Origin of the sequence: Nonomuraea sp. NPDC048901, from assembly GCF_040649695.1 — a bacterium.
Lineage (GTDB): Bacteria > Actinomycetota > Actinomycetes > Streptosporangiales > Streptosporangiaceae > Nonomuraea.
In genome coordinates, this window is record NZ_JBEZFW010000021.1 from 38,484 (window position 1) to 62,339 (window position 23,856).

A 23,856-nucleotide genomic window follows, 5' to 3' on the forward strand; every position below is an offset into this window, starting at 1 on the left:
AGATCCACCGAAGATCCACACAGGCAGACGGTAGCGGGCCCCACCGACAGAATCAGATGTCGCGGAAGGTCTCGATCCGCGCCCCCAGCGCGTTCAGCCGCTCGGCCAGATCCTCATACCCCCGGTTGATGACGTACACATTGCGCAGCACCGACGTGCCCTCACCCGCCATCATCGCCAGCAGCACCACCACCGCGGGCCGCAGTGCCGGCGGGCACATCATCTCCGCGCTGCGCCAGCGCGTCGGCCCCTCCACCAGCACCCGATGCGGATCCAGCAACTTCACCGACGCCCCCAGCCGCGTCAGCTCCGTCAGATAGATCGCCCGGTTGTCGTAGACCCAGTCATGGATCAGCGTCGAACCCTGCGCCGTCGCCGCGATCGCCGCGAAGAACGGCACATTGTCGATGTTCAGCCCCGGGAACGGCATCGGGTGGATCTTGTCGATGGGGGAGACCAGCTTGGACGGCCGTACCGTCAGATCCACCAGCCGCGTCCGCCCGTTGGCCGCCGCGTACTCGGCACCCCGATCGTGATCGAGGCCCATCTCCTCCAGAACCGCCAGCTCGATCTCCAGGAACTCAACCGGCACCCGGCAGATCGTCAGCTCCGACTGCGTCACCACCGCCGCCGCCAGCAGGCTCATCGCCTCCACCGGGTCCTCAGAGGGGGAGTAGTCGACATCCCGCTCGATCGAGGCCACCCCGTGGACCGTCAGCGTCGTCGTGCCCACGCCCTCCACCCGCACGCCCAGCTCCTCCAGGAAGAAGCACAGGTCCTGCACCATGTAATTGGAGGAGGCGTTGCGGATCACCGTCACACCGTCGTGGCGCGCCGCCGCCAGCAGCGCGTTCTCCGTCACGGTGTCACCCCGCTCGGTCAGCACGATCGCCCGCGACGGCGACACCCCCCGGTCCACCCGCGCGTGGTAGAAACCGCCCGTCGCCGTGATGTCCAGTCCGAAGTGCCGCAACGCCGACATGTGCGGCTGCACCGTGCGCGTCCCCAGGTCGCAGCCGCCCGCGTACGGAATCTGGAACTGGTCCGTACGATGCATCAACGGCCCCAGGAACATGATCACACTCCTGGTACGCCGCGCCGCCTCGGTGTCCATCGCCTCCAGCTCCAGCCGGGCCGGAGGCACGATCTCCAGGTCACTGCCCTCGTTGATCCACCGCGCCCGCACCCCGATCGAGGCGAGCACCTCCAGGATCCGGTAGACCTCCTCGATCCGCGCCACCTTACGCAGAATCGTCCGCCCCGAGGTCAGCAGCGACGCGCACAGCAGCGCCACACACGCGTTCTTGGAGGTCTTGACATCGATGCTGCCCGACAGCCGCCGCCCGCCCACGACCCGCAGATGCATCGGCCCGGCATAGCCCAGCGACACGATCTCACTGTCGAGCGCCTCACCGATCCGCGCGATCATCTCAAGACTGATGTTCTGGTTACCGCGCTCGATCCGGTTCACCGCGCTCTGACTCGTCGCCAGAGCATCCGCCAGCTGCAGCTGCGTCCACCCACGGTGCTGGCGCGCGTCACGAATCAGCCGGCCGATCCGCACGAGATAATCATCAGTCATAACACGACAACATATCTCACATATGAGATGCGGCCGCACCCGACCCCGCCGACGCGCCGGACAACTCCCGATGCACCGCCAGATGCTCCGGCGTCCTCCCCACCTTACGCTTGTGCACGAACGCCTGACGCGCCTGCCGGAACCCATTACGGTCATCGAACATATCCCGGCTCATCTCCGCCAGCTCCTCCACCCGATAGGCCTCCAACGGCTTACGCCGCTCATCGGCCTCCCGCACCTCCCGCTTGATCCCCAGCAACCGCTCATAATCATCCCCGGCCGCCAACCGCTCGGCGTACTCCAGCACCGACCGCTCGAACTCCAGCCGCGACCCCGCCATCATCCGATCGGCCAGCCCCAGCTCCACCGCCTGCGCCGCACCCACCGGCAACGCCTCACCCGTCAGCCGCCCCGCCACCGACGCACCCACCCGCCGAGGCAGCACGTACGTCCAGAACTCCGACCCGAACAACCCCATCGTCCGATAGTGCGGATTCAACACCACACCCTCACGAATCAGCACCCGATCCGCGCCCAGCCCCATCATCACGCCACCCGCACCCGCGTTACCGCCCACCGACGTCACCACCAGCTGCCCCGTACACGCGATCACTTCACGACACACCTGGTTGATCGCGTTGATGTTCATCCACGCTTCCAGCTCCGGATGACGCGCCGCCTCGATCACATTCAGATGGATGCCGTTGGAGAACACCTCACCACCCCGCAGCACCACCACCCGCGTGTCCTGCGCCGCCGCGTACCGCAACGCCGAGGCCAGCCGCCGGCACTGCTCGGTCGACATAGCGCCGTTGTAGAAGTCGAAACTCACCACCCCCACCGCGTCACTACGGTCATAGGTCACCTCGCTGTAACCCGGCCGCTCCTCCAGCCCCGCCACCCGCTCAGCCAGCACCATCGCCGCCGGCAGCTTGATCGCCCCCGGCTCCTCGGCCCGCAGATGCCCCACCCACACCGTGCCATCACCGGTGTGCACCAGCACCGCGCCCTCACGCCGCGCCACCACCGACCCCGGCGTCCCCACGACGGCCGGGCCCCGATACACATCGAACACCCGCATCATCCGCCCCTCCAGCAGCACCCGCCCACCCGGCGCCCCATCGGCCGAACGCACCCGGCGCAACACCGCGTCCGTCGGCTCCGACCAGGAGAACTCCCGGTCGCCATGCCGCATCGCCGGCAGCAACCGCCCCCGCACCAGCGGCGAACGATAATCCAGCGGCACCGGCGCGAACCCCGCGTCCATCGCCTTGGCCGCCACCTCCACCACCAGCTCCACCGCGGCGTCGGCCACCGGCCCGTTGTAGAGGGCGGACTTGCGCGGCGGCTCGGCCGGCATCGCGAACGTCCGGAACCCCCAGATCGGCCCCGCGTCCATCTCCTCCACCGCCTGCAGCGCCGTCACACCCCACTCCGGCTCGGCGTCGGCGATCGCCCAGTCCAGCGAGGACGGGCCGCGGTCGCCGGGCGGCCCGGGGTGAATGATGATCGTGCGGTGGTTCTGCCACAGCAGCGCCGGGACCTTCTCCTTCAGGAACGGGCAGATGATCAGGTCGGGTTTGGCCAGCTGGGCCGCCTCGAGCATCACCTGCTCCGAGACGGCCAGCTCGACGGTGACGTCGTGACCGGCCCGGCGCAGTTCCAGCCAGGCACGCTGGGTCAGGCCGTTGAAGGAGGAGCAGAGCAGCAGAATACGCAACGGAGAACTTCTTTCAGGCGGGTCGTTCGAGGGGTACGGGGGCTCGCCGTGTGCGGGCCCGGGGGAGAGGGGCCGGCTCAGCCGGGCACACCTGGGCGCGGGTGACCCCACCGGTCCCAGATGTTTACGGCAGTCCCATATGGCCCGTACATGCCCTCGATGCTGACACGAACCTGCAAGTGCTGATGACACATCTCGGCAAAAATCCGCCCGAACCGGCCCCAAATGACCAGATTTGTCGGAATCGAATGTGGGGGAGAGGCACCGAAACGGCCCCCAAACTCCCCTCCGCGTCCCGACAGCCGCACCCGCCGCGCGACCGAAACCCCGACCCGGACCGCTTGACACTTGCGGCGCCTCACCGTGATTCCGCCCCCTCCGGTCTGGCTTTCTGTCCTGTCGCAAAAGGGGCCCAACTTCACCGGCCACCGTGACCCGTCACCCGATCCCAACGGGAACAACGGGACCGCCACCCTGGCGGTGATCGGGCCGGGCAAGGATCACCCAGTTTCAGGGCCGAGACGCCGACGGTGCCGGGACGTGCGATTGCTCGCGTGCGAGCAGCACACCCGGTCGAAGCCTCGAAGCCTCGTTCGACGTAAGCCTTGGCGACCGCGTCGTCCAGCCGGTCATCGAGACGCTTCTGCTCCTGCACCGTGACCGCCGCAGGGTGGGGTCGACGATCAACTCCTCCGGTTGGAGCTGGAAACCGAGGTCCCGGACGATCTTCGAGGGGACGAAGATCGCCTCCATGTGCGGATCGGCGGCCCTGGCGCCGACCGCCGGGACGGTCCTGGTCGTCGCGTCGTTCTCGTTGATCTCGTAGGAGAGCTCGACCGAGTCGACCTTCACCTCGGCTGACGTGATCACCACGGGCGTGCCCTCGTCGTACGGCGTCGACTGATCACCCGTCAGATACCGCAGCAGCTTCTCGTCACCGATGGCCTGATCCCCATAGACAATTTCCTCCGGGATCTCGACGTTCTCCGCCCTCACGTCGAAGAACCGAGACTCGGCCGAAAGGCGCTCACTCTGGGCAATCGGCACCCCGGGTAAATCGCGCTCGATCACCGCTCGCACGGTGTCCGCATCCGCCGCCGAGAAAGGCCCCGCGAACAAGGGGCTCGGCTGGACCAATAAGGTGCCCGGCCGGGCCCTGGGGGAGTATTCGGCCCTGCTCTGCGTCGTTTGGCCGACCGCGATCATCGCCAGGGCGATGCCGAAAGCGCTCGCCATCATCGCCAGCGTGATCGCGAGCACCGCGCTAACCCGACGATCGGCCAGGTCGCCGGCCGCCAGGCGGAAGGGCAGCGGCAGCCGTTCCGCATATGGACCGGTGACCTCCAGCAGCCCGGTTTATGGACTCGTGGCGGTTGGGCGGGGCGGAGAGCACCGCGGCAGGGGTGGCCCCGGCCGCGATCATCAGGGGAAGGCCGACGAAACGCCGGGTATCCGGCCTGCTCGCCTGGACGGCAATCGAAAGGAAACTGTGCGCGATACCGGACAGAATCCCGCTTCTGTCCGGTATCGCGTATTTTCGGGTGATTTAGAGGCGGTTGACGAAGCGGGCGGCGGCGCGCTGGCTCATGCCGGTCTCGCCGCGTACGAGGAAGACGGCCTCCTGGAGCTGGCCGTGAGCCTTCATCTCGCGCGCCTGGTCGACGAGGTCGGGGCTGGGGGTGGGGCGGTTGCGGGGGTTCCTGGTCAGCCGGACGGCCAGGATGATCAGGTAGATGGCCAGGGCGGTGACGACGGCGGTGAGCGCGACGAGACCCGTGGTGGAGATCGCCAGGCTGTGCATCTCTCGATCGTAACGCCGCCCGCTGGAGATCAGCGGCGGGAAGACGCCCGGATGACGATGAAGGCGATGATCGCGATCACGACGATGATCACGGCGAAGATGAGTAGCTCCACGGGGCCTAAGTTCATATTTCTCAGCGTAGGTGGCGAAAAGATGCCGTGTGCGGAACGTCGCCGTTTGCTTGATAATGAACATTATGTCAAGTAGACCGCTTCGGGAGAGGCTCTGACTCGGGGTGGAGCCCCATGTGCGCTTAGTGACGTTGGTCACCCTGCCCGCCGCCCCGCCGAGCGGTGATCGTCGGGGCCTGGCCATGGGGTGTTACGGGAGGTGACGGCCGCCTCCGGTGGGCCGGCGCGGTTCTTGATCATTACGCTGCGTGAGGCCGGAATGCTCTGACCGATGGGTTGACCTTCGGTTGATTCACTGTCCTGGCTGGCCGGATCGCCTTAGGGTGGGAGATCTGCTATCGCGCCGCGAGAGGAGCAGCACGTGGGGAACCAGTCGGTGTTATGTCCAGTGTGTCAGGGAGTTCTGCCCGCTACGGGCCGGGAGTCCTATACGACACTGCGTGGTCGTCTTATTGTGACCAACGGTTACTGCGGAGGTGGTTGCGCCGAGCGGCGGGCCGAGATGGAGCGGACGCAGCAGATGACGCGTCCTTCGGCCCCGGTTGTGCCGGCCGCTCCCCCGGTGGCTCACGCGCCTTCCTTGGCTCCTGTCGCCGGTCCGGCGCGGGCGCGGGTGGCGGGCTGATCGTTTTTGTAGCCGGTGCCTGGTTCTGTGTGGGTGCCGGGTGGGTCTCCGGGCCTGGGTTGTAGTGGTTTTGTCGCATTTGTGGGCTGGCCGCTCTGTGCGTGGTCATACGTGGCCTTGTGTGGTGTGCCAGTAGTCGCGGGTCTGTACGGCGAGGCCGTCGGAGTCGAAGCGGGCGATGACGCAGCCCGCGAGGGTGATGGGTGTGCCTTCGTCGATGGCGTGGACGCGGAATTCGATGACCGCTTGGTCGCCGTCCACGATGGGGGTGGCGAAGGTGACGTGCGGCGCGGTTTCGGTGCTGAAGGACCAGCGGATGTAGTCCGCTATGGCGCCTCTCCCCCGGTGTGGTGGCCGGAAGGGCATGGAGGTGTGGATCGCGTCGTGGTGGTAGAGGGTGGCGATGCGGTCGGTGTCGTGGTGGGTCCAGCCGTGTTGCCAGGTGTCGGCGAAGCGCTGGGCGGCTGCTCGGGTGTTCATGGGTCTCAGTGTGGCGGCGTTTAACCGCTCGATTCTGTCGGTGGCGTTGGTTATGGTCTGAGCTCGTGTCTGGTGAGCAGTCGCTGGTCCGCGCGCGTGGGCTGGTGAAGCGGTTCGGGGATTTCGTCGCGGTCGACGGGATCGATATCGATGTGGCGCCTGGTGAGGCGTTCGGTTTCCTGGGTCCCAATGGGGCGGGTAAGTCGTCGACGATGCGGATGATCAGTTGCGTGTCGATGCCGTCGGCGGGTGAGTTGCGGATCTTCGGGCTGGATCCGGTGCGGGAGGGGCCGCGGATTCGGGGGCGGCTGGGTGTCTGCCCGCAGCTGGATAACTTGGATCCTGATCTGACGGTTCGCGAGAATTTGACGACGTACGCCCGTTATTTCGGGTTGTCGCGGGCGCAGGCGCGGGCCCGGGCCGAGGAGCTGCTGGAGTTCGCGCAGCTGAGTGATCGGGCCTCGAGCCGGGTGGAGCCGCTGTCGGGCGGGATGAAGCGGCGGCTGACGATCGCGCGGGCGATGGTGAACGAGCCGGATCTGGTGCTGCTGGACGAGCCGACGACGGGGCTGGATCCGCAGGCGCGTCATCTGCTGTGGGAGCGGTTGTTCCGGTTGAAGCAGCGGGGTGTGACGCTGGTGCTGACCACGCACTACATGGATGAGGCCGAGCAGTTGTGCGATCGGCTGGTGGTGATGGACGGCGGCCGGATCGTGGCGGAGGGGTCGCCGCGTTCGCTGATCGAGGCCCATTCCTCGCCGGAGGTGGTGGAGGTGCGCTTCGGTGGACAGGAGCTGGCGGGTTTCGTGGCGCCGCTGGCCGGGATCGGTGATCGGGTGGATGTGCTGCCGGATCGGATCTTGGTGTACGCCGGGGACGGTGACGCGGCGGTGTCGGAGGTGCATCGGCGTGGGCTGGTGCCCTCCAGTGTGCTGGTGCGCCGTTCGTCGCTGGAGGATGTGTTCCTGCATCTGACGGGCCGGACGTTGGTGGAGTGATGGCGCATCCGACGGTGGCGGTGCTGGAGCGGCATCTGACGCTGTACAAGCGGTTGTGGCGGGCGTCGTTGTTCTCGTCGTTCGTGTTGCCGGTGCTGTTCCTGGCCAGTATCGGGCTGGGGGTGGGCGGTTACGTCGGTGAGGTGGGCGGCGTGCCGTACGTGGAGTGGATCGTGCCGGGGGTGCTGGCGTCGACGGCGTTCCAGATGGCGGTCGGCGAGTGCACGTATGCGGTGTTCGGGGAGTTTCGGTGGAATCGCGGGGCGCATGCGATGTTCGCGACGCGGGTGTCGGTGTGGGACATGGTCGGCGGCTGGCTGCTGTACATCGTGTTCAGGGTCGAGATCGCGGTGGTGGTGTTCGTGCTGGTGGTGGGGGCGTTCGGGGCGTTGTCCTCGCCGTGGGTGGTGCTGACGCCGCTGGTGGCGGCGTTGCTGGCGGTGGCCGTGGCGGCGCCGGTGACGGCGTTCTCGGCGACGATCGATCATGACAGTTATTTCGCGTTGCTGTTTCGGTTCGTGATGTTGCCTTCGACGTTGTTCGCGGGGGTGTTCTTCCCGGTGGAGCAGTTGCCGGCGCTGGTGCGGCCGGTGGCTTACGTGTCGCCGTTGTGGCATGGGGTGGAGCTGGCGCGGGCGGCGACGTCGGGGGTCGCTCCCCCGTGGCCGCTGTGGGCGCATGCCGGGTGTTCGGTGGCGTTCGCGGCGGGCGGGCTGTGGTGGGCGGGTTACGCGTTCCGTAAGCGACTTCAGGACTGATGATGGTGACGTTGGCGGTGGCCCGGCGGCTGGTGTCCGGCCGGGTTGGGGCGGGGCGTGTTTCGGCGGGCCGGGTGGGTGCGGTGGTGGGCCGCAATGTGGGCGCGTTGCGTTCGGGTGCTTCGTACTGGCTGGTTCTGGTGTCGGGGTTTTTCGAGCCGCTGCTGTATCTGCTGTCGATCGGTGTGGGTGTGGGTGCGCTGGTGGGGCGGATTCCGCTGGCTGATGGCCGGGTGGTGTCCTATGCGGTGTTCGTGGCGCCGGCGATGCTGGCGGTCTCGGCGATGAACGGGGCGTTGTCGGAGACGACGTTCAACTTCTTCTTCAAGATGCGTTATACGAAGACGTTCGAGGCGGTTTTGGCGACGCCGGTGCGGCCGATCGAGGTGGCGCTGGGTGAGTTGACCTGGGCGATGGTGCGCAGTTCTGTTTACACGGCGTTGTTCCTGGTGGTGATGGTGGTGCTGGGGCTGGCCGAGCCGGTGTGGGCGTTGGCGGCGTTTCCGGCGACGATGCTGGTGGGGGTGTCGTTCGGCGCGCTGGGGATGGCGGTGTCGACGGTGCTGCGTGGCTGGCAGGATTTCGATCTGATGACGGCGGCGCAGTTTTCGTTGTTCTTGTTTTCCGGCACCTTCTCCCCTGTGACGGATTATCCGGGGGTGTTGGAGGTGGTGGTGCGGGTGACGCCGCTGTATCACGCGGTGGAGTTGGTGCGGGGTCTGGCCTCGGGGGTGCCGGAATGGGGGTTGCTGGGGCATGCGGGTTATCTGGTGGTGATGGCGGTGGCGGGGTTGTGGTTCGCGGCGGGGCGGATTCAGCGGGTGTTGTGCGCGTAACCGGCCGGCCGGCCGTGCCGAGGTGCGGGCGCCGGGGAGCAGGTCTTCGACGCGCTGACCGCGTTGATCGACAAGTCGCTGCTGCTCGCCGCTGATTCGACACCCCGTGAGCCCCGATGCGGGACCCGTCGCCCCGATGTCGAGCCCGTGAGTGTGCGCCGAAGAGTTCTCGCAGCGCCTGGGCGACGACGTGCCTGTATGTCGAAGTGGAGCGTCGGGATGAGCGTCTCGACGGGCACCTCGTCGGTGGGCCCCTCCCCCTGTAGGCGTGTCCCGATGGCCAGGAGCGGCGCCAGGGCGAGGCGGGGAGTTCTTGGGATGCTCGCATTCCGCCGTGCGTGAGGAGCAGTGCGGGTCCGTGGCCGCGGTGCCGGTAGCCGATCGTGGTGCCGTCGGCGGAGCGAACCTGGCCTTTGCCGTATTCGTGTACGGGGGTGCGTTGGCGTGGCGGGTGCGCTCCGGAGCCTTGCGTGGTGCGAACGTGGGCGCTGAAGCCTTGGGCGCCGGGTGGCGGTCCGTCGAGCCTCCAACGGCCTGGCGGGTCGTCAGGGTCGTCGGCGCACGCGTCGCTGTACCTGTGTCCAGCTGGTTCACGCTTGCGGGTGGAAGCTCGATGACCTGGCGAAATGCTGGAGGTATGGAGCACAACGCCGAACTGGAGAGTTTCTGCGTTCCCGTCGTGGCCCGTGCCCTGCGCTTGGACGACGTCGAGCGCGGCTGTGCCCGCCTCGCCTCCCGTGAAGCGTTCGGGTCCATCGTTGTCGAGCTGTGCGCGCTGGATGGTCAGGCGTAGGGGTGTACGGCGGTTACCGAGCTGAGCGGGAGTGGGCCGTACAGGTGGGGGAAGCCGTTTTCGAGGCGGATGTCGAGTCCGGCGGGGTCGATCTGGAGGATGAGCAGCGGCTGGGTGACGTGGCCGTAGAAGGCGGTGTGTACGCCGTGGAGCTGGTCGAGGTCACGGCTGCAGTGGATGAAGCCTTCTTGGTCGAGGGTGCGGCCGAGGGTGGAGATGCGGTACTCCCCCGCCGGCTGGGCGTCGGCCCAGTCGGCGGCCAGGGCGAGGTGGAGGATGTCTATGGTGTCCATTCGGAGTCGAGCATGGCATAGATGACCTCGGAGGACCATTCGCCTTTGACGTGCTCGTTGTCGATGAGGTGGGCTTCGCGGCGCATGCCGAGTTTTTCCAGGACGCGGCCAGAGGCGGTGTTGCGGGCGTCGAGGCGGCCGACGATGCGGTGCAGGCCGAGTTCGTCGAAGCCGAGGCGGAGTAGTTCGCGGCCGGCTTCGGGGGCGTAGCCGCGGCGGTGGTGGTCGGGGTGCAGGATGTAGCCGATCTCGCCTTGGCGGTGTTGTTTGCTGGTCCAGATCAGGACGCCGTTGCCGATGAGCTGGCCGGTGTCGCGCAGGGTGATGGCGATGTCGAGGGCGTCTCCTTCGTCGAGGAGGGCGACGCGGGTGATCTTCCTGTCGAGGAAGGTGCGTACGGTGTCGAGGTCGCGGGGTTCCCAGTAGAGGTAGCGGGCGACGTCGGGCCGGGACTCGTAGGCGTGCAGCGCGTGGAGGTCGTCGGGGGTGAAGGGGCGCAGCAGGAGGCGGTCGGTGAGGATCGGGTAGTGGGGTTTGAGCACGGGGGCAGTGTAGATAACCCGTCTTCGGGGGCGCGAGGCGTTTTCGCCGAGCAGGCAGGTGGTCAGGCGGGCGGGCCACAACCGGGCGTTCGGGGTGCCCGGGGTCAGTGGGCGCCGGCGAGGTTGAGGACGATGACGCCGCCGATGATGAGCAGGATGCCGCCGATCTTGAGCGGGGTGAGGGTCTCCCCCAGGAAGGCGGCGCCGATGAGGGCGATGGCGGCGGTGCCGGCGCCGGACCAGACGGCGTAGGCGGTGCCGACTTCGAGCTGCATCTTGAGGGCGCGGGCGAGCAGGACGAAGGAGATGAGGTAGCCGATGGCGACGATGGCGGCCCAGCCGAGGTGGGACAGGCCGTTGCTGAGTTTGAGCGCGGTGGTCGCGATGACCTCGGCGGCGATGGCGATCGCGAGCAGCAACCAGGCCATGGTGGATCCCTCCTCGTGATTGGCAGTGAGACGGCCTCGGTGTGATCGTGGGTAGCGCTGGAGCCACTGCCGGTCACCGCCGGGGCCATGAGGATGAGTGTGCTGACCGGGGCGGCTTGTGTCGAACCTCCGGTCGCTGGGGGCCGGTGAGGCGGAAGCGCTTGAAAAGGGAGTCGAATGCGTGTTCCACTGGGGCCGTGGGTTGGGACGCGCTTTCGCTTGTTGAGGCCGCAGATGATCGTCCGTTGATCGAGCGGCGGGCGGTGCTGCGTGACGGCTTCTACGAGACGCAGGCCCGTACGATGATCGAGCGGGTGCCGCAGAGTGCGGGGATCGCTGAGCGGTGGGCCGTCTCTCCTTATCGTGGGTGTGCTCATGCTTGTCGTGGCTGTGGTGCTCGTGGGGGTCATCGGCGGCTTGGCTTGGACGCGGGGCGGGATTTCGACACGCGGATCGTGGTCAAGCCCAACGCGGTGACGCGGTTGCGGGCGGAGTTGGCGCGCTGGGGTGGTGAGGCGCTGGCGGTCGGGGTCAGTGGTGACTGTTACCAGCAGGCGGAGGCGACCTACCGGCTGATGCCGGGCATCGTGGAGGCGCTGGGTGAGGCGGCGGTGCCGTTCACCGTCTACACCAAGAGTCCGCTGGTGTTGCGGGATGCCGCGGTGCTGGCGCGGGCGGGGGCGCAGGTGGCGGTCTCGATCGCGTTCGTCGACGAGCGGATCAGGCGTGGGGTGGAGCCGGGCGCGGTGGGTGCGCAGGCGCGGCTGGAGTTGGTGTCGGCGCTGGTGGAGGCGGGGGTGTCGTGCCGGGTGCTGATGGCTCCGGTGCTGCCGTTGCTGAGTGATGGGGCCGATCAGTTGTCGGCGACGGTGCGCCGGATCGCGGCCACGGGGGCCGGGGTGGTGGAGCCGGTGGTGTTGCGGCTGCCGCCGGGGACGCGGCAGTGGTATCTGGAGTGGCTGGGTGAGGCGCATCCGCATCTGGTGGCGCGTTATGAGGAGTTGTACGACGGGGCGGGGTTGCCGGCGGCCGATTACGAGGAGCGGATCACGGGGCAGATCGGGCAGTTGTGCCGGGTTTACGGCATGCGGTCGGGGCCGCCGGAGCCGCCGGAGCGTGAGCCGCGGTTCCCGCAACTCGCGCTGGTCTGACTACTGTCAAGATTTAAGGCTGTCGCCTTAGAATCTTGGGTGTCCCATCAGTGAGCAGAAGGGCGCCGCCATGACCGCCGAACCCGTCCCCCGTTACCCCTTCGACCGGACCGAGGCCCTGCAGCCGCCGCGGGAGTGGGCCCAGTTGCAGAGCGGGTGCCCCGTGGCGCACGTACAGCTGCCCAGCGGCGACACCGCCGAGCTGGTGACCCGCTATGACGATGTGCGCACGCTGCTGACCGACCCGCGGTTCAGCCGCGGCGGCGCCGAGGCCGCGCGGGTGTCCACCACCGCCGACGGCGGGATCTTCGCCCGCGGTATGGCGAGCGGGAGCATGATCGCCGGGACCGGGCATCGGCGATGGCGGCGGCTGCTGACCCCGTCGTTCACCATCCGCAAGATCGAGGCGCGGCGCCCGCGGGTGCAGCGGATGGCCGATGAGCTGGTGGACGGCATGCTGGCCGGTGGCTCCCCGGCGAACCTGTCGCGCGAGCTGGGCCTGCCGCTGCCGGTGCAGGTCATCTGCGCGCTGGTGGGGGCGCCGAGTGAGGATCAGGACAAGTTCGCGTACTGGTCTCAGGTGATGCTGACGCTGACCCGCTATGAGCAGTCAGAGGTGGAGAAGGCGTACGAGGAGTTCGGCGCGTATGTGTCGGATCTGGTGGATGACAAGCGTGCGGCGCCGGGCGATGACATGCTCAGCGAGCTGACGCAGATCTCCGACAGCCAGGACGGGCGGCTCAGCCACGAGGAGCTGATCGCGACCGTGCAGGCGCTGCTGCTGGCCGGGCACGAGACGACGTCGAACATGATCGCCATCATGGTGGCGATGCTGCTGTCGGAGCCGGGGCGTTACGCGGCGGTGGTCGAGGACCCGGAGCTGATCCCGGGCACGGTCGAGGAGGTTCTGCGGCTGGACAGCACGCTCAGCGTGGTGGGCATGCCGCGGGTGGCGACCGAGGAGGCCGACTTCGGCGGGGTGCGGGTCAGCGCGGGCACGACGCTGATCCCGTGCCGGCCCGCGGCCAACCGGGATCCGCGTAAGTTCGCCGATCCCGACAACTTCGACGCGCGCCGCGACAACGCGGGCCAGCATCTGGCGTTCGGCGCGGGGCCGCACTTCTGCCTGGGTCAGCCGCTGGCCCGGATGGAGCTTCAGGTCGTGCTCGGCACGCTGGCCCGGCGGCTGCCGGGGCTGGGTCTGCGGGATGCTCCCGGTGATCTGCGGCTGCGTACGGGGTTGTTGTCCGGGGGGCTGCAGGACGTGTGGGTCACCTGGTGACCAGCGGCCTGCTTGGGCGTCTCAGCCGGTGGTGAACCACAGGCGGATGAGGTGGCGGCGCTGCGGCTCGGGGTGGTCTTCGTAGGCGGTGCGGCCGTGCAGGAGGAGGTGGTTGTTGAGGAACTGCATGTCGCCCTCCCGCAGGTCCATGGTGAGCACGAAGCGGGGGTCGTTGGTCAGCCGGTCGAGCAGGTCCATCGCCTCGCGCTGCGCCGGGGTGAACGGCGGCACGCAGGCGCCGCGCTGGGCCGAGCGCAGGTAGTCGGGCCCGTAGGAGAACGACACCCTGCCGTCCTGGCCCAATGTGCACAGCGGTTTGGTGTAGAAGCTGTCGGGGCCGTCACCGGTGCGCCGGTCGTGCCACCACGGCTGGTAGAGCACCTCGGCCAGGTCGGGGCGGGTCCGGACGACCTCGTTGTGCACCGCCACGGAGCTGACGATGACGCTGAGGCCGCCCGACTTGGCCGGCCGCACGCACAGCAGGGCGACGACGTCGGTGGGGTCGCTGTGGAAGCCGAGCCGCCCGTTGTGCTGGTAGCTGCGGGTGCGTGGCTGGGAGGGGTCGGCGCCGGTGTCTCGTACGTGCACCAGCGGCACCGGGCCGGGTCCTTGTGAGACGATTGCGCCGATGTGGCAGCCGAGGCCGAGTCCGGCGATCTCGCGCTGCCGCTCGCTCATCTGGCCGACGGGCACCCCTTGGAGCAGGGCGAACCCGTGACCGTCCACGATCTCCTCACGCATTCGCCGCAGGAGCGGCCCGAGCGTCGGCAGCGGGAAGCCGTCCGGGGTGATCTCCTGTGGCGCCGGCCCGGCCGCCTGCGCCGCTCGTACGGCGCCGAGCACCTCGTGCCGATGCTCCTCGCTGAGCGCGACCCTCCATGGGTCGCTGTCGCCGATCTCCGCCGCCAGCCATTGGCCGGGCCCCAGCACTTGTGCGATCGCCATGGTGGCCACCTCTCCGCTCGTCGTGGTTCTTGGACTCACCCTGTCGTCCTTGCTCTTGCGTGGCACCCCCTCATCGCCCACGGCGCAACCGCTTCACCCACAGCGCAAGCGCTCTGAAGGCTCTCCTCCCGTCGATTGCAAAGAGTGATTGTTCATAACTTTAAGTAGTGTTACAGTGCGGGTGCCGGTTCACCGCCTCCCGAAGGAGCGCCATGTCCGTGCCCGACGTTCTCGCCCGGAAATTCGACAAGAGATTCACCTTGTACGACGCCGATGGTGACGGTGTGCTCACCAGGGACGACTTTCAGATCGCGGCCACGAGGTTCTTGGCGGCGTTCGGCGTGCCGGCCGACTCCGCCAAGGGCCGGGACGTGGTGGCCGCCTACGCGAGCATGTGGAACGCCCTGATCCACAGTGCCGACGACGACAACGACGGGCACCTGTCGCGCGCGGAGTTCACCGCCTACCTGGCCGGCCAGGAGTTCCGCACCAGCGGCTACGCGGCGACCGCGGGCCGGATCGCCGAGTCCGTCCTGACCGTCTGCGACATCGACGGCGATGGCCGGATCTCCTTTGAGGAGTTCGCCGCCATCCCCGGCATCTGCTCCCTGCCCGAGGCCGAGCGGCGTGAGGTCTTCGACCGGCTCGACACCGACGGCAGCGGGCATCTGGACATCAGCGAGATCCACGCCGCGCAGCGGGACTTCTACGCCAGTACCGACCCGGGCGCGCCCGGCAACCTGATCTTCGGCCGATTCTGAGGAGCCAGAGGTGGAGCATCCCCCGCAGCCGGACGGTCACTGCCGTGTCATCCGGTCCGCTTTGATGTATGAGGGCAAGCAGCATCTGCAGTTCTTCGCCGGTATCGCCGCCGAGACCGTGGGTGCGCGCAATATCTGCATGCACCTGCAGACCATTCCTCCCTCGGGCAGCGGCCGGGCTCATAAGCACGACCATCACGAGACGGCCATCTACGTCATCAGGGGCGCCGTAGGTGCCTGGTACGGCGAGAATCTGGAGCACTACCTGCAAGCGCGTCAAGGGGAGTTCATCTACATCCCCGCCAGTACGCCGCACATGCCGGTGAATCTCAGTGACAGCGAGCCCGCCGAGGTCGTCCTGGCGCGCACGGATCCGCGCGAGCAGGAGAGCACGATTCTTCTGCCCGACCTGGAGAGCCGACGGCCTCCTGTTGACGGTCTCGGGGCCGGCTGAGCTGCGACTCAGATGGCCAGGGTGGTCGCGATGCCGTCGAGGACGTAGGTGAGGCCGGTTTCGAACTGCCACTGCGCGTCGTCCTTGCGGGTGGCGGTTTGAAGGTAGCGCTGGAAAGTGGGATAGCGGCCGGTCCGCATGTGCCAGATCATCTGCGGTGCCAGTTCGGAACGCAGTTCGTCGCCGTCGGACCAGCCTTGTTCGTGCATGAGGTTGCGTACGGCGCTCTCGTCGTTCAAGGCGCCCTGGACGTAGGCGTCCACGGCGCGGAAGACGCTCATCATCGCGTCGGCGTCCAGGCCCAGGCCGTCCAGCGCTGACAGGGCCTGCTCGGCGACTCTCATCCTGTTGGGCGTGAGCGAGAGCCTGGCCTGTGGGGGCAGCTGTGCCAGCCACAGGTGCCGGAGCATGAGGTCGCGGGTGCGCAGCGCCAGGGTCCGCATGCTCTCGCGCCACTCCCGCTCGGCTGGGAGGTGAAAGCCGGCGTAGACATGGTCGACCATCAGCTGCAGGAGATCGTCCTTGCCTGACACGTGGCGGTAGGGCGCCATGGGGGCGACGCCCAGTTCGGTGGCCAGGCGGCGCATGGTGATGGCCTCCAGGCCTTCGGCGTCGGCGATCTCGACCGCGGTCATGGCGATGCGCTGCGGGGAGAGCGTCTGTCGCTGCGCGGGGGCGGGAGCTTCCAGGCGCTCCCAGAGTGATGCGCGCGGCTTGTCGTTCTCGATGGCCATGGTGTGGGGCTTCCCTCCAGCTGGTCGTGCGATACAACGTATCAAAAGTAGACAACGTACACAGGGATGTGTACGTTGTATCTCGCTCGGATACGCCGTACACACAAGGAAGTGCCCCTCCATGAACGACAACCACCTGAAGATCGCGGTCATCCTCGGCAGCACCCGCGAGGGCCGATTCGGCACGGGCGTGGCCTCCTGGGTCGTCGACCACATCGCGCGGCGCGCCGACATGAGCGCCGACCTCATCGATCTGGTCGAAACCCCGCTGCCCACCGTTTTCCCCGTGCTCGGGCAGCCGCCGGCCTCCCAGGAGGCCAAGGATCTGCTCGCGGCCGTATCACCACGGCTGGCGGCGGCCGACGCTTTCGTCATCGTCACCCCGGAGTACAACCACAGCTTCCCCGCGCCGCTGAAGAACGCCATCGACTGGCACTCCAGGGAATGGCACGCCAAGCCGGTCGGCTTCGTCTCCTACGGCGCCTTCTCCGCCGGGCTGCGCGCGGTCGAGCACCTGCGCCTGGTGCTGGCCGAACTGCACGCGGTCACCATCCGCGACGGCGTCGGCTTCCAGCGCGCCTGGGAGCAGTTCGACGGGGAGGGAAGGGCCGTCGATCCGGCCGCCGACACCGCCGCCACGACCATGCTCGACCAACTCGCCTGGTGGGCGCACGCCCTGCGCGAGGCCAAGGCCATCCGGCCCTACGCCGCCTGAACCGCGATGAACGACCGCTTGCCCTACCTCGCGGTGTTCGGCCTGTTGCTCGGTATGTTCCTGGCCATGCTGGACGGCCTGATCGTGGGTACCGCGCTGCCCACGATCGTGGGCGACCTCGGCGGGCTGGACCACCTGCCATGGGTGGTGACCGCCTACATGCTCGCGGGCGCGGCCACTACCCCGATCTGGGGCAAACTCGGCGACCTGTACGGCCGCAAGATCACCTTCATCGCCGCGATCGCGCTCTTCCAGGCCGGCTCCGTCCTGTCCGGCCTGGCCCAGGACATGGGCCAGCTCATCGCCTTCCGCGCCGTACAGGGCCTGGGCGCGGGCGGGCTGATGGTCGGCGCGCTGGCCATCATCGGCATGCTCGTACCACCACGTCACAGCGGCCGCCTGCAGTCGATGATCGGCGTCATCATGCCGATCGCCTACGTCGGCGGCCCGCTGGCCGGCGGGCTGCTCACCGACTACCTGAGCTGGCGCTGGACCTTCTTCGTCAACCTGCCCTTCGGCGCCGTCGCCCTGCTGATCATCGCCACCCGTATCCATCTGCCACCGATCGAGCGCGTCAAAGTCCGCATCGATTACGGCGGTGCGGCCCTGCTCACCACCGCCATCGTGGCCCTGACCCTGCTGAGCAGCTGGGGCGGAACCACCTACTCCTGGTTCTCGCCCCAGATCCTGGCCCTCGCCGCCGGCGGCGTTCTCGCCTTGGCCGCCTTCGTGGCCGTCGAACGGCGCGCCGCCGAGCCGGTCATCCCGCCCCGCTTGTTCCACGACCGCGACTTCACCCTCGCCCAGATTCTCAGCTTCCTGCTCGGCGCGATCATGCTCAGCGTGACCAACTACCTGCCGCAGTACATGCAGTTCGTGCAGGGAACCTCACCCACGCTCAGCGGCATGCTGCTGCTGCCCCTGATGTTCGGCATGCTCGGCGCGCAACTGATCACCGGCCATCTCATCAGCCGAAATGGCCGCTACCGCCGCTATCCGATCCTCGGCGGCGCACTGACGATCGCCGGGACTCTGGCCCTGCTGCTGCTCGAGGCCGGCACTGCGGCGGCGGCGGCCTCGGCGCTCAGCCTCCTCGTCGGGGCCGGGATGGGTCTGGTGACGCAGAGTACGACGCTGATCACGATGAACAGTGCCGGCCCCCGGGACATGGGCGCCGCCAGCGGGACGCTCACCCTGCTGCGCACCATCGGCGGTTCGCTGGGCATCGCGCTGCTGGGCGGCCTGTACGCGGGGAACATGCGGGCCGACCTCAGCGCCCGTCTCGGCCCGGCGGCGGCCGAGCGGCTGACCGCGGGGGGCGAACTCACGCCCCACCTGCTGCCCGACCTGCCCGCTGCGGTCGGCGAGGCCGTGCGAGAAGCCGTCACCAGCGGCTTGCACGGCCTGCTCATCGGCGCCGCCGTTCTCGCGTTGATCGCCTTCGCGGCGTCCTGGCTCGTCCGCGAAACTCCGCTGCGTGAGCATCCCCCGGCCCCGGCGGAGCCCGCCGTGACGGGGCCTGAGCAAAGGGAGCGGCGGGATGGCGGTGAGGCGGCCCGCTTGTCCGCCGAGAAGGCGACATGAGCCAGGCGGCCCGCCTACAGGGCGCTGCCCTTCTTCCACTTGGAGAAGGGCAGCTGCCAGAAGCCCCAGCCGTTGTTCCATTCCAGGTCGCGGGTGGTGCCCTTGATGTCGACGACGTCGCCGCGCTGGAAGTGGTTGTAGAACCACAGGGCCTGGTCGGGGCGGGAGTTGATGCAGCCGTGGCTGACGTTGGAGCGGCCCTGGGCCCAGACGTTGTCCTTGGCGTGGACGTACTCGCCGGAGTTGGAGATCCGCACGGCGTGGTTGATCATGACGTCGTAGTAGCCGGGGTCGCCCTTCTTGCGGCCGGGTGAGATCATGCGGACCGGGTTGCCGCGCTCCATGGTCAGGTGGACGCCGGAGGTGGTGGTGTACTCGCGGGTGGTGGCCATGCCGGCGCTGATGCGCATCGTCTGCACGCGCTTGCCGTCGCGGTAGACGTACATCATGTGCTTTTTGGTGTCGACCTTGCTGATCACGCGGGCGCCGATCTTCAAGGTGGTGGCGGAGTCCTTGACGCCGTACATGCCCTTGCCGCCCTTGACGCCGGTGAGGCGGGCGTTGAAGGTGACCTTCTGGTGGGCGGGCCAGTACTTGGCGGTGCGGTAGATGACGGTGGTGTCGTTGATCCAGCGCCAGGCGCCGTCGACGGGCTTTTGCGCCTCGACCTCCAGGGCGCGTTCGACGTCGGCCTTCTCGCTGACGGGCTGGTTGAAGGTGACGATGATCGGCGCCCCCACGCCGACCGTCTCCCCCTTGGCGCTGGGTGTGACGTCGATGACCTGCAGTTCGCGCTCGGGCTTGAGCGTCTTGAACGTGCTGGCGGCGCTGGTGACGCCGGCCTTGGCGCTGACGTTGTAGGAGCTGGAGGGCAGCAGGGTGCCCTTGGAGACCCATTTGGTCTTGTCGGCGTTGAAGGTGCCCTCGACGCTCTTGCCGCCGCCTTCGGCCGTGACCTCTTCCAGGGTGCCGCCGGCGGCGGTCACGACGATCTTCTTGTCGGGGCTGATCTTCGAGCTGCCCTCGGCGGGTGAGATCTTGATCGTCGGCGCTTCCGGGGTCGCGGAGGTGGTCGCCTTGGCCGCGTCGGCGTTGCCCGGGGCGGGGGGAGTGCTCGAGCAGGACGCGGTCAGTGCCGCGGCCGCGAGCAGGGCCATGCCCGTGACGGGCGTCCTCCAACCGGGCTTGACGTTCAAGTCAGTCCTCTCCCCCATAACAGCAAACTCAATGCCAAAGACCTTAATGCTCCTGCATGTAAGACGCGGAGGAGTTTGGGATAGTTCGGTAACATTTAAATCACTTGTTGCTGGGAACCCCAGGTCAGCCGGGCGCAACAGGAGTAAAGGGGCGAAACCCTCAGTGCTGGGCCAGGCGGTGGGTCAGGCTGGTGTGGCGCCGCCCGGCCCCCTTGGTCCGTACGGCCTGCGCCAGCGCGCGCCGGGACCCGACGATGACGACCAGCCGCTTGGCGCGGGTGATCGCGGTGTAGAGCAGGTTGCGCTGCAGCATCATCCAGGCGCTGGTGGCCAGGGGGATGACCACGGCCGGGTACTCGCTGCCCTGGGAGCGGTGGATGGAGACGGCGTAGGCGTGGGCCAGCTCGTCCAGCTCGTCGAAGGCGTAGTCGACCTGCTCGTCCTCATCGGTGGCGACGATCAGCTTCTGCTCGTCGGGACGGATGTCGACGACGATGCCGACGGTGCCGTTGAACACCCCGGCCGCGCCTTTTTCGTAGTTGTTGCGCAGCTGGGTGACCTTGTCGCCGATGCGGAAGACGCGCCCGCCGTAGCGGCGTTCTGGCAGGTCCTCGCGCGAGGGGGTCAGGGCCTCCTGCAGCGCGATGTTGAGGGCGCCGGCTCCGGCGGCGCCGCGGTGCATGGGGGCCAGCACCTGGATGTCGCGACGGGCGTTGAGGCCGAACTTGCGCGGGATGCGCCGGGCCACCACGTCGACCGTCAGCGCCGCGATCTCCTCCGGTTCCTCGCACGGGAACAGGAAGAAGTCCGTCATCTTCTCCAGCTTGGGGTGCAGGCCGGTGTTGACGCGGTGGGCGTTGACCACCACGCCCGACTCCTGCGCCTGGCGGAAGATCTGCGTCAGCCGTACGCGGGGGATGTCCTCGGCGGCCAGCAGGTCCTTCAGCACCTCACCCGCGCCCACCGAGGGCAGCTGGTCCACATCCCCCACGAACAACAGGTGCGTGCCGGGCGCGACCGCCTTGACGAGCTTGTTGGCCAGCAGCAGGTCGAGCATGGATGCCTCGTCGACGACGACCAGGTCGGCGTCCAGGGGGTTGTCGCGGTCGAAGGTGGCATCCCCGCCGGGCCGCAGCTGCAGCAGCCGGTGAACGGTGGTCGCCTCATGGCCGGTCAGCTCGGCGAGCCTTTTCGCGGCCCGGCCCGTGGGCGCGGCCAGGATCACCTTGGCCCGTTTGGCGCGGGCCAGCGTCACGATGGAGCGCACGGTGAAGCTCTTGCCGCAGCCCGGCCCGCCGGTCAGCACCGCGACCTTCTCCGTCAGCGCCAGCCGTACGGCCTGACGCTGCTCGGCGGCCAGGTCCGCGCCGGTCTGGCCGCGCAGCCACTGCTCGGCCCGCTCCCAGTCGACCTCGGCGAAGGCGGCCAGCCGGTCATGGCCGCCGCGCAGCAGCGACAGCAGCGCCGAGGCCAGCGACAGCTCGGCCCGGTGGAAGGGCACCAGGTAGACCGCCGGCACGATGTTGTCGCCGGCCGGGATCTGCTCGCGTACCACGCCCTCCTCGGCGACCAGCTCTTCCAGGCAGCCGGCGACCAGGTCGGCGGGCACCTCCAGGATCTTGACGGCGTCGCCGACGAGGTTGGGGGCGGGCAGGTAGCAGTGGCCGTCGTCGGCCGCCTGGGACAGCGTGTAGCGCAGCCCGGCCTTGACCCGCTCGGGGCTGTCGTGCGGGATGCCGACCGCCTGGGCGATGGTGTCGGCGGTCTTGAAGCCGATGCCCCACACGTCGTCGGCCAGCTGGTACGGGCGGCTCTTGACGACGGAGATGGAGCTCTCGCCGTACTGCTTGAAGATGCGCACCGCGATCGAGGTGGACACGCCGACACCCTGCAGGAAGATCATCACCTCTTTGATGATCTTCTGTTCCTCCCAGGCGGCGGCGATCAGCTTGGTCCGCTTGGGGCCCAGGCCCGGCACCTCGACCAGCCGCTCGGGCGCCTGCTCGATCACCTCGAGGGTGTCGGTGCCGAAGTGGTCGACGATCCGCTCCGCCATCTTCGGGCCGATGCCCTTGATCAGGCCGGAGCCCAGGTAGCGGCGGATGCCCTGGATGGTGGCCGGCAGCACGGTGGTGTAGGACCACACCTCGAACTGCTTGCCGTACTTGGGGTGGGAGGTCCAGCGGCCGCTCAGCCGCAGCGACTCCCCCACCTGCGCGCCCAGCAGCGGTCCCACCACGGTCAGCAGCTCGGCGCCCGACCGCTCGGTCGCCACCCGCGCGATCGAGTAGCCGGTCTCCTCGTTCGGGCCGTAGGTGAAGCGTTCGAGGACGGCGTCGAGGTGCGTGGCGGGGAGATTGGCCGGACCTTGCTTCACCGAAGAAGTCTCTCCCTGTCCCTGGGCGTTCTCCGGCCCAAGAATAGGGCAAGGGACGGGTGGCCTCGTGCCCGTGCGGGCATAGGGGCCGCGCGTCGCGACGCCTATGCCCGGGGATCCTCTTCGGGACTGGAACTAGGGAGCCGGGTCTCCAGGCTTTTCTCCCTTGCAGCTGCTGGAGAATATCTTTCCGGTCTTGAGGTTGACGCACCTGGTGCAGGCGGTAGCGGCCTCGTCGAGGTCTCCCTTGCAGAGGATGCCCTCTTGTTTCGGCTTCTCGGGCGCCTTTCCTGGCGAGCCCATGCTCTTGTCCTCGCAGTAACTACGCGTGTATCCGCCCTTCTTCGACTTGCACCACAGGCACTTCTTGTTCTTTCCCTCCAGCCATTTGCACGGCTTGCCGGAGCTTGTCGAAGTGCAGTGGGTGAGCGAGGTGGATGCGGTGTGGTTGCCGAGGGTGCGGGCCTTGTCAGGCTGGGCCAGTGCGGCCGCGGAAGGGACGATGGCGGTCGCCACCAGGGCCCCGGTAACGAATATTTCTTTGAGCACGAGACCACCCCCATTGTGTGTCTCTCGCTTTCCCTCCCATCGTGACATGGCGCGCTCGGCAATAGTCAAGACGTGCGCCAAGATTTATCGAGCGCCGGCCGGGCCCTTTTTCCGGAACATGAAACATTTGATGTGTATTTCTTGCGGGGGTGCTGGGGATGTTGACCGGCGTATTTTGGTCTCGACGCGTATATTATTCATTCCACTACTATCGCTGTTGGCGATGGCTTGACCGTGGATGCGCATCTGCCGCTCTCATTAGGCGACCCGCCGGAAGACGACGACCGCCCGGTAGCCGGTGCCGCGCTCCGTGTCGGACTCGGCCTCCGCGCTGATGACGTCCAGTTCGGAGTGGGGCCCGAAGAAGTCCAGGGCCTGGGTCCTGGCCTTCTCCCTGATCTCGTCCGGGGTCGCTCCGCTGACGGTGACGCGCAGCGTGAGCGGGAACCGTATGTCACTCATGGCGGCCTTCCTTCGCAGAGGAGTGATCACTTTTGAGCCTAACATCAGGCCATCGCCGACATGCAGGCATGTAACTGCATATTGACGGGTCCGCGGCTCGAACATGATTACCCATCGACACTCACGGTAGTGCTGTGGATACTCTTCGTGTAGGCCCTGGCTCCCTGGATCACCCCACTTCGACCGCGGGTTCGTGCTGCCCGCGGGCGGAGCGGAGGTGATCCAGGGAACAACTCAAGGAGAGCGATGCACAAGAAGTCCCTCGCCCTGGCCGTCCTCCTCACCGGTGCGTGCGTGGCCACAGCCACCGTCGTCACCGCAGCCAACGCCACCACCGCACCCGCCGGCCAGCCCCACCACGCCTCCGCGCTGCCGCCCGGATACCAGCTGGTGACGCTGCCCAACGCGAACGTGCCCAACTTCCAGCGCCGTACCCTCTACTGCCCCGGCGCCAAGAAGGTCCTGGGCGGAGGCGGCGAGGCCCGCGGCAACGGGGCGATCCTCGTCGGCTCCTTCCCCACTGATGACGGGCGCGGCTGGATCGTCCTCGGCCGCCAGGACGGCTACAGCGACGTCGGCATCAGCGTCTTCGCCATCTGCGCCGACTGACCTGCCGCATCATCCGGCCCCGGTCGCTCGCCGACCGGGGCCGTTCCCAT

The 23,856-nt window shown here is 67.9% G+C and carries 25 protein-coding genes; 11 read left to right on the forward strand and 14 right to left on the reverse strand.

Annotated elements, in window-relative coordinates:
* Window positions 1-52: 52 nt before the first annotated feature.
* The 5 genes from AB0C30_RS47535 to AB0C30_RS47555 form a co-directional block, all read right to left on the reverse strand.
* Window positions 53-1,582, reverse strand: coding sequence for a UDP-N-acetylglucosamine 1-carboxyvinyltransferase (locus tag AB0C30_RS47535; RefSeq protein WP_357956813.1), 1,530 nt, complete (start codon window positions 1,580-1,582; stop codon window positions 53-55).
* Window positions 1,583-1,598: 16 nt separating this feature from the next.
* A complete protein-coding gene (locus AB0C30_RS47540; protein WP_357956815.1) occupies window positions 1,599-3,302 on the reverse strand; it encodes an enoyl-CoA hydratase-related protein in 1,704 nt (567 codons plus the stop codon).
* A gap of 510 nt (window positions 3,303-3,812) precedes the next feature.
* Window positions 3,813-4,373: a hypothetical protein gene (locus AB0C30_RS47545; protein WP_357956817.1), complete on the reverse strand. Its 561-nt coding sequence runs from the start codon at window positions 4,371-4,373 to the stop codon at window positions 3,813-3,815.
* 475 nt (window positions 4,374-4,848) lie between these two features.
* Complete coding sequence (locus tag AB0C30_RS47550; protein ID WP_357956819.1) at window positions 4,849-5,103, reverse strand: hypothetical protein; 255 nt, start codon at window positions 5,101-5,103, stop codon at window positions 4,849-4,851.
* 861 nt (window positions 5,104-5,964) lie between these two features.
* The gene (locus AB0C30_RS47555) at window positions 5,965-6,339 is read right to left on the reverse strand and encodes a nuclear transport factor 2 family protein (protein WP_357956821.1); all 375 of its coding nucleotides are present in this window, start codon (window positions 6,337-6,339) and stop codon (window positions 5,965-5,967) included.
* A 104-nt stretch (window positions 6,340-6,443) separates the two neighbouring features.
* On the opposite strand from AB0C30_RS47555, the gene AB0C30_RS47560 reads away from it, so the two are divergent.
* The 4 genes from AB0C30_RS47560 to AB0C30_RS47575 all read left to right on the forward strand — a co-directional run bounded on the left by AB0C30_RS47560 (window position 6,444) and on the right by AB0C30_RS47575 (window position 9,724).
* Entirely contained in the window at window positions 6,444-7,337 is an 894-nt protein-coding gene (locus AB0C30_RS47560; RefSeq protein ID WP_357956823.1) for an ATP-binding cassette domain-containing protein, read from the forward strand.
* Complete coding sequence (locus tag AB0C30_RS47565; RefSeq protein ID WP_357956825.1) at window positions 7,337-8,095, forward strand: ABC transporter permease; 759 nt, start codon at window positions 7,337-7,339, stop codon at window positions 8,093-8,095. Before AB0C30_RS47560 ends, AB0C30_RS47565 begins: the two co-directional genes overlap by 1 nt.
* The gene (locus tag AB0C30_RS47570; protein ID WP_357956827.1) at window positions 8,095-8,931 is read left to right on the forward strand and encodes an ABC transporter permease; all 837 of its coding nucleotides are present in this window, start codon (window positions 8,095-8,097) and stop codon (window positions 8,929-8,931) included. Before AB0C30_RS47565 ends, AB0C30_RS47570 begins: the two co-directional genes overlap by 1 nt.
* 637 nt (window positions 8,932-9,568) lie before the next feature.
* On the forward strand, window positions 9,569-9,724 hold the full coding sequence (locus AB0C30_RS47575; protein ID WP_357956829.1) for a hypothetical protein: 156 nt from the start codon (window positions 9,569-9,571) through the stop codon (window positions 9,722-9,724).
* On the opposite strand, the gene AB0C30_RS47580 is transcribed toward AB0C30_RS47575, so the two are convergent.
* From AB0C30_RS47580 to AB0C30_RS47590, 3 genes are all read right to left on the reverse strand, one after another.
* Entirely contained in the window at window positions 9,715-10,017 is a 303-nt protein-coding gene (locus tag AB0C30_RS47580) for a DUF952 domain-containing protein (protein ID WP_357956831.1), read from the reverse strand. The genes AB0C30_RS47575 and AB0C30_RS47580 overlap by 10 nt on opposite strands.
* Window positions 10,005-10,559: a GNAT family protein gene (locus tag AB0C30_RS47585; protein WP_357956833.1), complete on the reverse strand. Its 555-nt coding sequence runs from the start codon at window positions 10,557-10,559 to the stop codon at window positions 10,005-10,007. The genes AB0C30_RS47580 and AB0C30_RS47585 overlap by 13 nt, the downstream gene beginning before the upstream one ends.
* Window positions 10,560-10,663: 104 nt before the next feature.
* Window positions 10,664-10,987: an SMR family transporter gene (locus tag AB0C30_RS47590; protein ID WP_357956835.1), complete on the reverse strand. Its 324-nt coding sequence runs from the start codon at window positions 10,985-10,987 to the stop codon at window positions 10,664-10,666.
* 245 nt (window positions 10,988-11,232) lie between these two features.
* On the opposite strand from AB0C30_RS47590, the gene AB0C30_RS47595 reads away from it, so the two are divergent.
* Together AB0C30_RS47595 and AB0C30_RS47600 are read left to right on the forward strand one after the other, a co-directional pair.
* On the forward strand, window positions 11,233-12,138 hold the full coding sequence (locus tag AB0C30_RS47595) for a radical SAM protein (RefSeq protein WP_357956837.1): 906 nt from the start codon (window positions 11,233-11,235) through the stop codon (window positions 12,136-12,138).
* 70 nt (window positions 12,139-12,208) lie between these two features.
* Window positions 12,209-13,420 (forward strand): cytochrome P450, encoded by a 1,212-nt coding sequence (locus AB0C30_RS47600; RefSeq protein WP_357956839.1) that lies wholly within the window; start codon window positions 12,209-12,211, stop codon window positions 13,418-13,420.
* 21 nt (window positions 13,421-13,441) lie between these two features.
* Here the strand turns inward: AB0C30_RS47600 and AB0C30_RS47605 are convergent, their stop codons facing one another.
* Window positions 13,442-14,365 carry a TauD/TfdA family dioxygenase gene (locus AB0C30_RS47605; RefSeq protein ID WP_357956841.1) on the reverse strand — a complete coding sequence of 308 codons (924 nt, stop codon included), beginning with the start codon at window positions 14,363-14,365 and terminating at the stop codon, window positions 13,442-13,444.
* A gap of 212 nt (window positions 14,366-14,577) precedes the next feature.
* Between AB0C30_RS47605 and AB0C30_RS47610 the strand changes: the two genes are divergently transcribed.
* Both AB0C30_RS47610 and AB0C30_RS47615 read left to right on the forward strand, forming a co-directional pair.
* Window positions 14,578-15,126 (forward strand): EF-hand domain-containing protein, encoded by a 549-nt coding sequence (locus AB0C30_RS47610; RefSeq protein ID WP_357956843.1) that lies wholly within the window; start codon window positions 14,578-14,580, stop codon window positions 15,124-15,126.
* A 10-nt stretch (window positions 15,127-15,136) separates the two neighbouring features.
* Window positions 15,137-15,580 (forward strand): cupin domain-containing protein, encoded by a 444-nt coding sequence (locus AB0C30_RS47615; protein WP_357956845.1) that lies wholly within the window; start codon window positions 15,137-15,139, stop codon window positions 15,578-15,580.
* A gap of 8 nt (window positions 15,581-15,588) precedes the next feature.
* Here AB0C30_RS47615 and AB0C30_RS47620 read toward each other — a convergent pair whose 3' ends face one another.
* Window positions 15,589-16,314: a TetR/AcrR family transcriptional regulator C-terminal domain-containing protein gene (locus AB0C30_RS47620; protein ID WP_357956847.1), complete on the reverse strand. Its 726-nt coding sequence runs from the start codon at window positions 16,312-16,314 to the stop codon at window positions 15,589-15,591.
* A 121-nt stretch (window positions 16,315-16,435) separates the two neighbouring features.
* Between AB0C30_RS47620 and AB0C30_RS47625 the strand changes: the two genes are divergently transcribed.
* A complete protein-coding gene (locus AB0C30_RS47625) occupies window positions 16,436-17,029 on the forward strand; it encodes an NAD(P)H-dependent oxidoreductase (protein ID WP_357956849.1) in 594 nt (197 codons plus the stop codon).
* Between the two features lie 6 nt (window positions 17,030-17,035).
* Window positions 17,036-18,613, forward strand: coding sequence for an MDR family MFS transporter (locus AB0C30_RS47630; RefSeq protein WP_357956851.1), 1,578 nt, complete (start codon window positions 17,036-17,038; stop codon window positions 18,611-18,613).
* A 14-nt stretch (window positions 18,614-18,627) separates the two neighbouring features.
* Here AB0C30_RS47630 and AB0C30_RS47635 read toward each other — a convergent pair whose 3' ends face one another.
* The 4 genes from AB0C30_RS47635 to AB0C30_RS47650 form a co-directional block, all read right to left on the reverse strand.
* On the reverse strand, window positions 18,628-19,809 hold the full coding sequence (locus AB0C30_RS47635) for an Ig-like domain-containing protein (protein WP_357956853.1): 1,182 nt from the start codon (window positions 19,807-19,809) through the stop codon (window positions 18,628-18,630).
* Window positions 19,810-19,969: 160 nt separating this feature from the next.
* Entirely contained in the window at window positions 19,970-22,186 is a 2,217-nt protein-coding gene (locus AB0C30_RS47640) for an ATP-dependent RecD-like DNA helicase (protein WP_357956855.1), read from the reverse strand.
* Window positions 22,187-22,321: 135 nt separating this feature from the next.
* The gene (locus AB0C30_RS47645) at window positions 22,322-22,735 is read right to left on the reverse strand and encodes a hypothetical protein (protein WP_357956857.1); all 414 of its coding nucleotides are present in this window, start codon (window positions 22,733-22,735) and stop codon (window positions 22,322-22,324) included.
* A 258-nt stretch (window positions 22,736-22,993) separates the two neighbouring features.
* Window positions 22,994-23,197, reverse strand: a complete 204-nt coding sequence (locus AB0C30_RS47650) for a hypothetical protein (protein WP_357956859.1) — start codon at window positions 23,195-23,197, stop codon at window positions 22,994-22,996.
* 246 nt (window positions 23,198-23,443) lie between these two features.
* Between AB0C30_RS47650 and AB0C30_RS47655 the strand changes: the two genes are divergently transcribed.
* A complete protein-coding gene (locus tag AB0C30_RS47655) occupies window positions 23,444-23,806 on the forward strand; it encodes a hypothetical protein (protein ID WP_357956861.1) in 363 nt (120 codons plus the stop codon).
* Window positions 23,807-23,856: the final 50 nt, after the last annotated feature.

Bases quoted from the DNA above. Each gene is read 5' to 3' on its own strand.
- AB0C30_RS47535 (WP_357956813.1), bottom strand. From the start codon at position 1,582: ATGACTGATGATTATCTCGTGCGGATCGGCCGGCTGATTCGTGACGCG.
- AB0C30_RS47550 (WP_357956819.1), bottom strand. From the start codon at position 5,103: ATGCACAGCCTGGCGATCTCCACCACGGGTCTCGTCGCGCTCACCGCC.
- AB0C30_RS47555 (WP_357956821.1), bottom strand. From the start codon at position 6,339: ATGAACACCCGAGCAGCCGCCCAGCGCTTCGCCGACACCTGGCAACAC.
- AB0C30_RS47565 (WP_357956825.1), top strand. From the start codon at position 7,337: ATGGCGCATCCGACGGTGGCGGTGCTGGAGCGGCATCTGACGCTGTAC.
- AB0C30_RS47570 (WP_357956827.1), top strand. From the start codon at position 8,095: ATGATGGTGACGTTGGCGGTGGCCCGGCGGCTGGTGTCCGGCCGGGTT.
- AB0C30_RS47575 (WP_357956829.1), top strand. From the start codon at position 9,569: ATGGAGCACAACGCCGAACTGGAGAGTTTCTGCGTTCCCGTCGTGGCC.
- AB0C30_RS47580 (WP_357956831.1), bottom strand. From the start codon at position 10,017: ATGGACACCATAGACATCCTCCACCTCGCCCTGGCCGCCGACTGGGCC.
- AB0C30_RS47590 (WP_357956835.1), bottom strand. From the start codon at position 10,987: ATGGCCTGGTTGCTGCTCGCGATCGCCATCGCCGCCGAGGTCATCGCG.
- AB0C30_RS47600 (WP_357956839.1), top strand. From the start codon at position 12,209: ATGACCGCCGAACCCGTCCCCCGTTACCCCTTCGACCGGACCGAGGCC.
- AB0C30_RS47605 (WP_357956841.1), bottom strand. From the start codon at position 14,365: ATGGCGATCGCACAAGTGCTGGGGCCCGGCCAATGGCTGGCGGCGGAG.
- AB0C30_RS47610 (WP_357956843.1), top strand. From the start codon at position 14,578: ATGTCCGTGCCCGACGTTCTCGCCCGGAAATTCGACAAGAGATTCACC.
- AB0C30_RS47620 (WP_357956847.1), bottom strand. From the start codon at position 16,314: ATGGCCATCGAGAACGACAAGCCGCGCGCATCACTCTGGGAGCGCCTG.
- AB0C30_RS47625 (WP_357956849.1), top strand. From the start codon at position 16,436: ATGAACGACAACCACCTGAAGATCGCGGTCATCCTCGGCAGCACCCGC.
- AB0C30_RS47630 (WP_357956851.1), top strand. From the start codon at position 17,036: ATGAACGACCGCTTGCCCTACCTCGCGGTGTTCGGCCTGTTGCTCGGT.
- AB0C30_RS47650 (WP_357956859.1), bottom strand. From the start codon at position 23,197: ATGAGTGACATACGGTTCCCGCTCACGCTGCGCGTCACCGTCAGCGGA.
- AB0C30_RS47655 (WP_357956861.1), top strand. From the start codon at position 23,444: ATGCACAAGAAGTCCCTCGCCCTGGCCGTCCTCCTCACCGGTGCGTGC.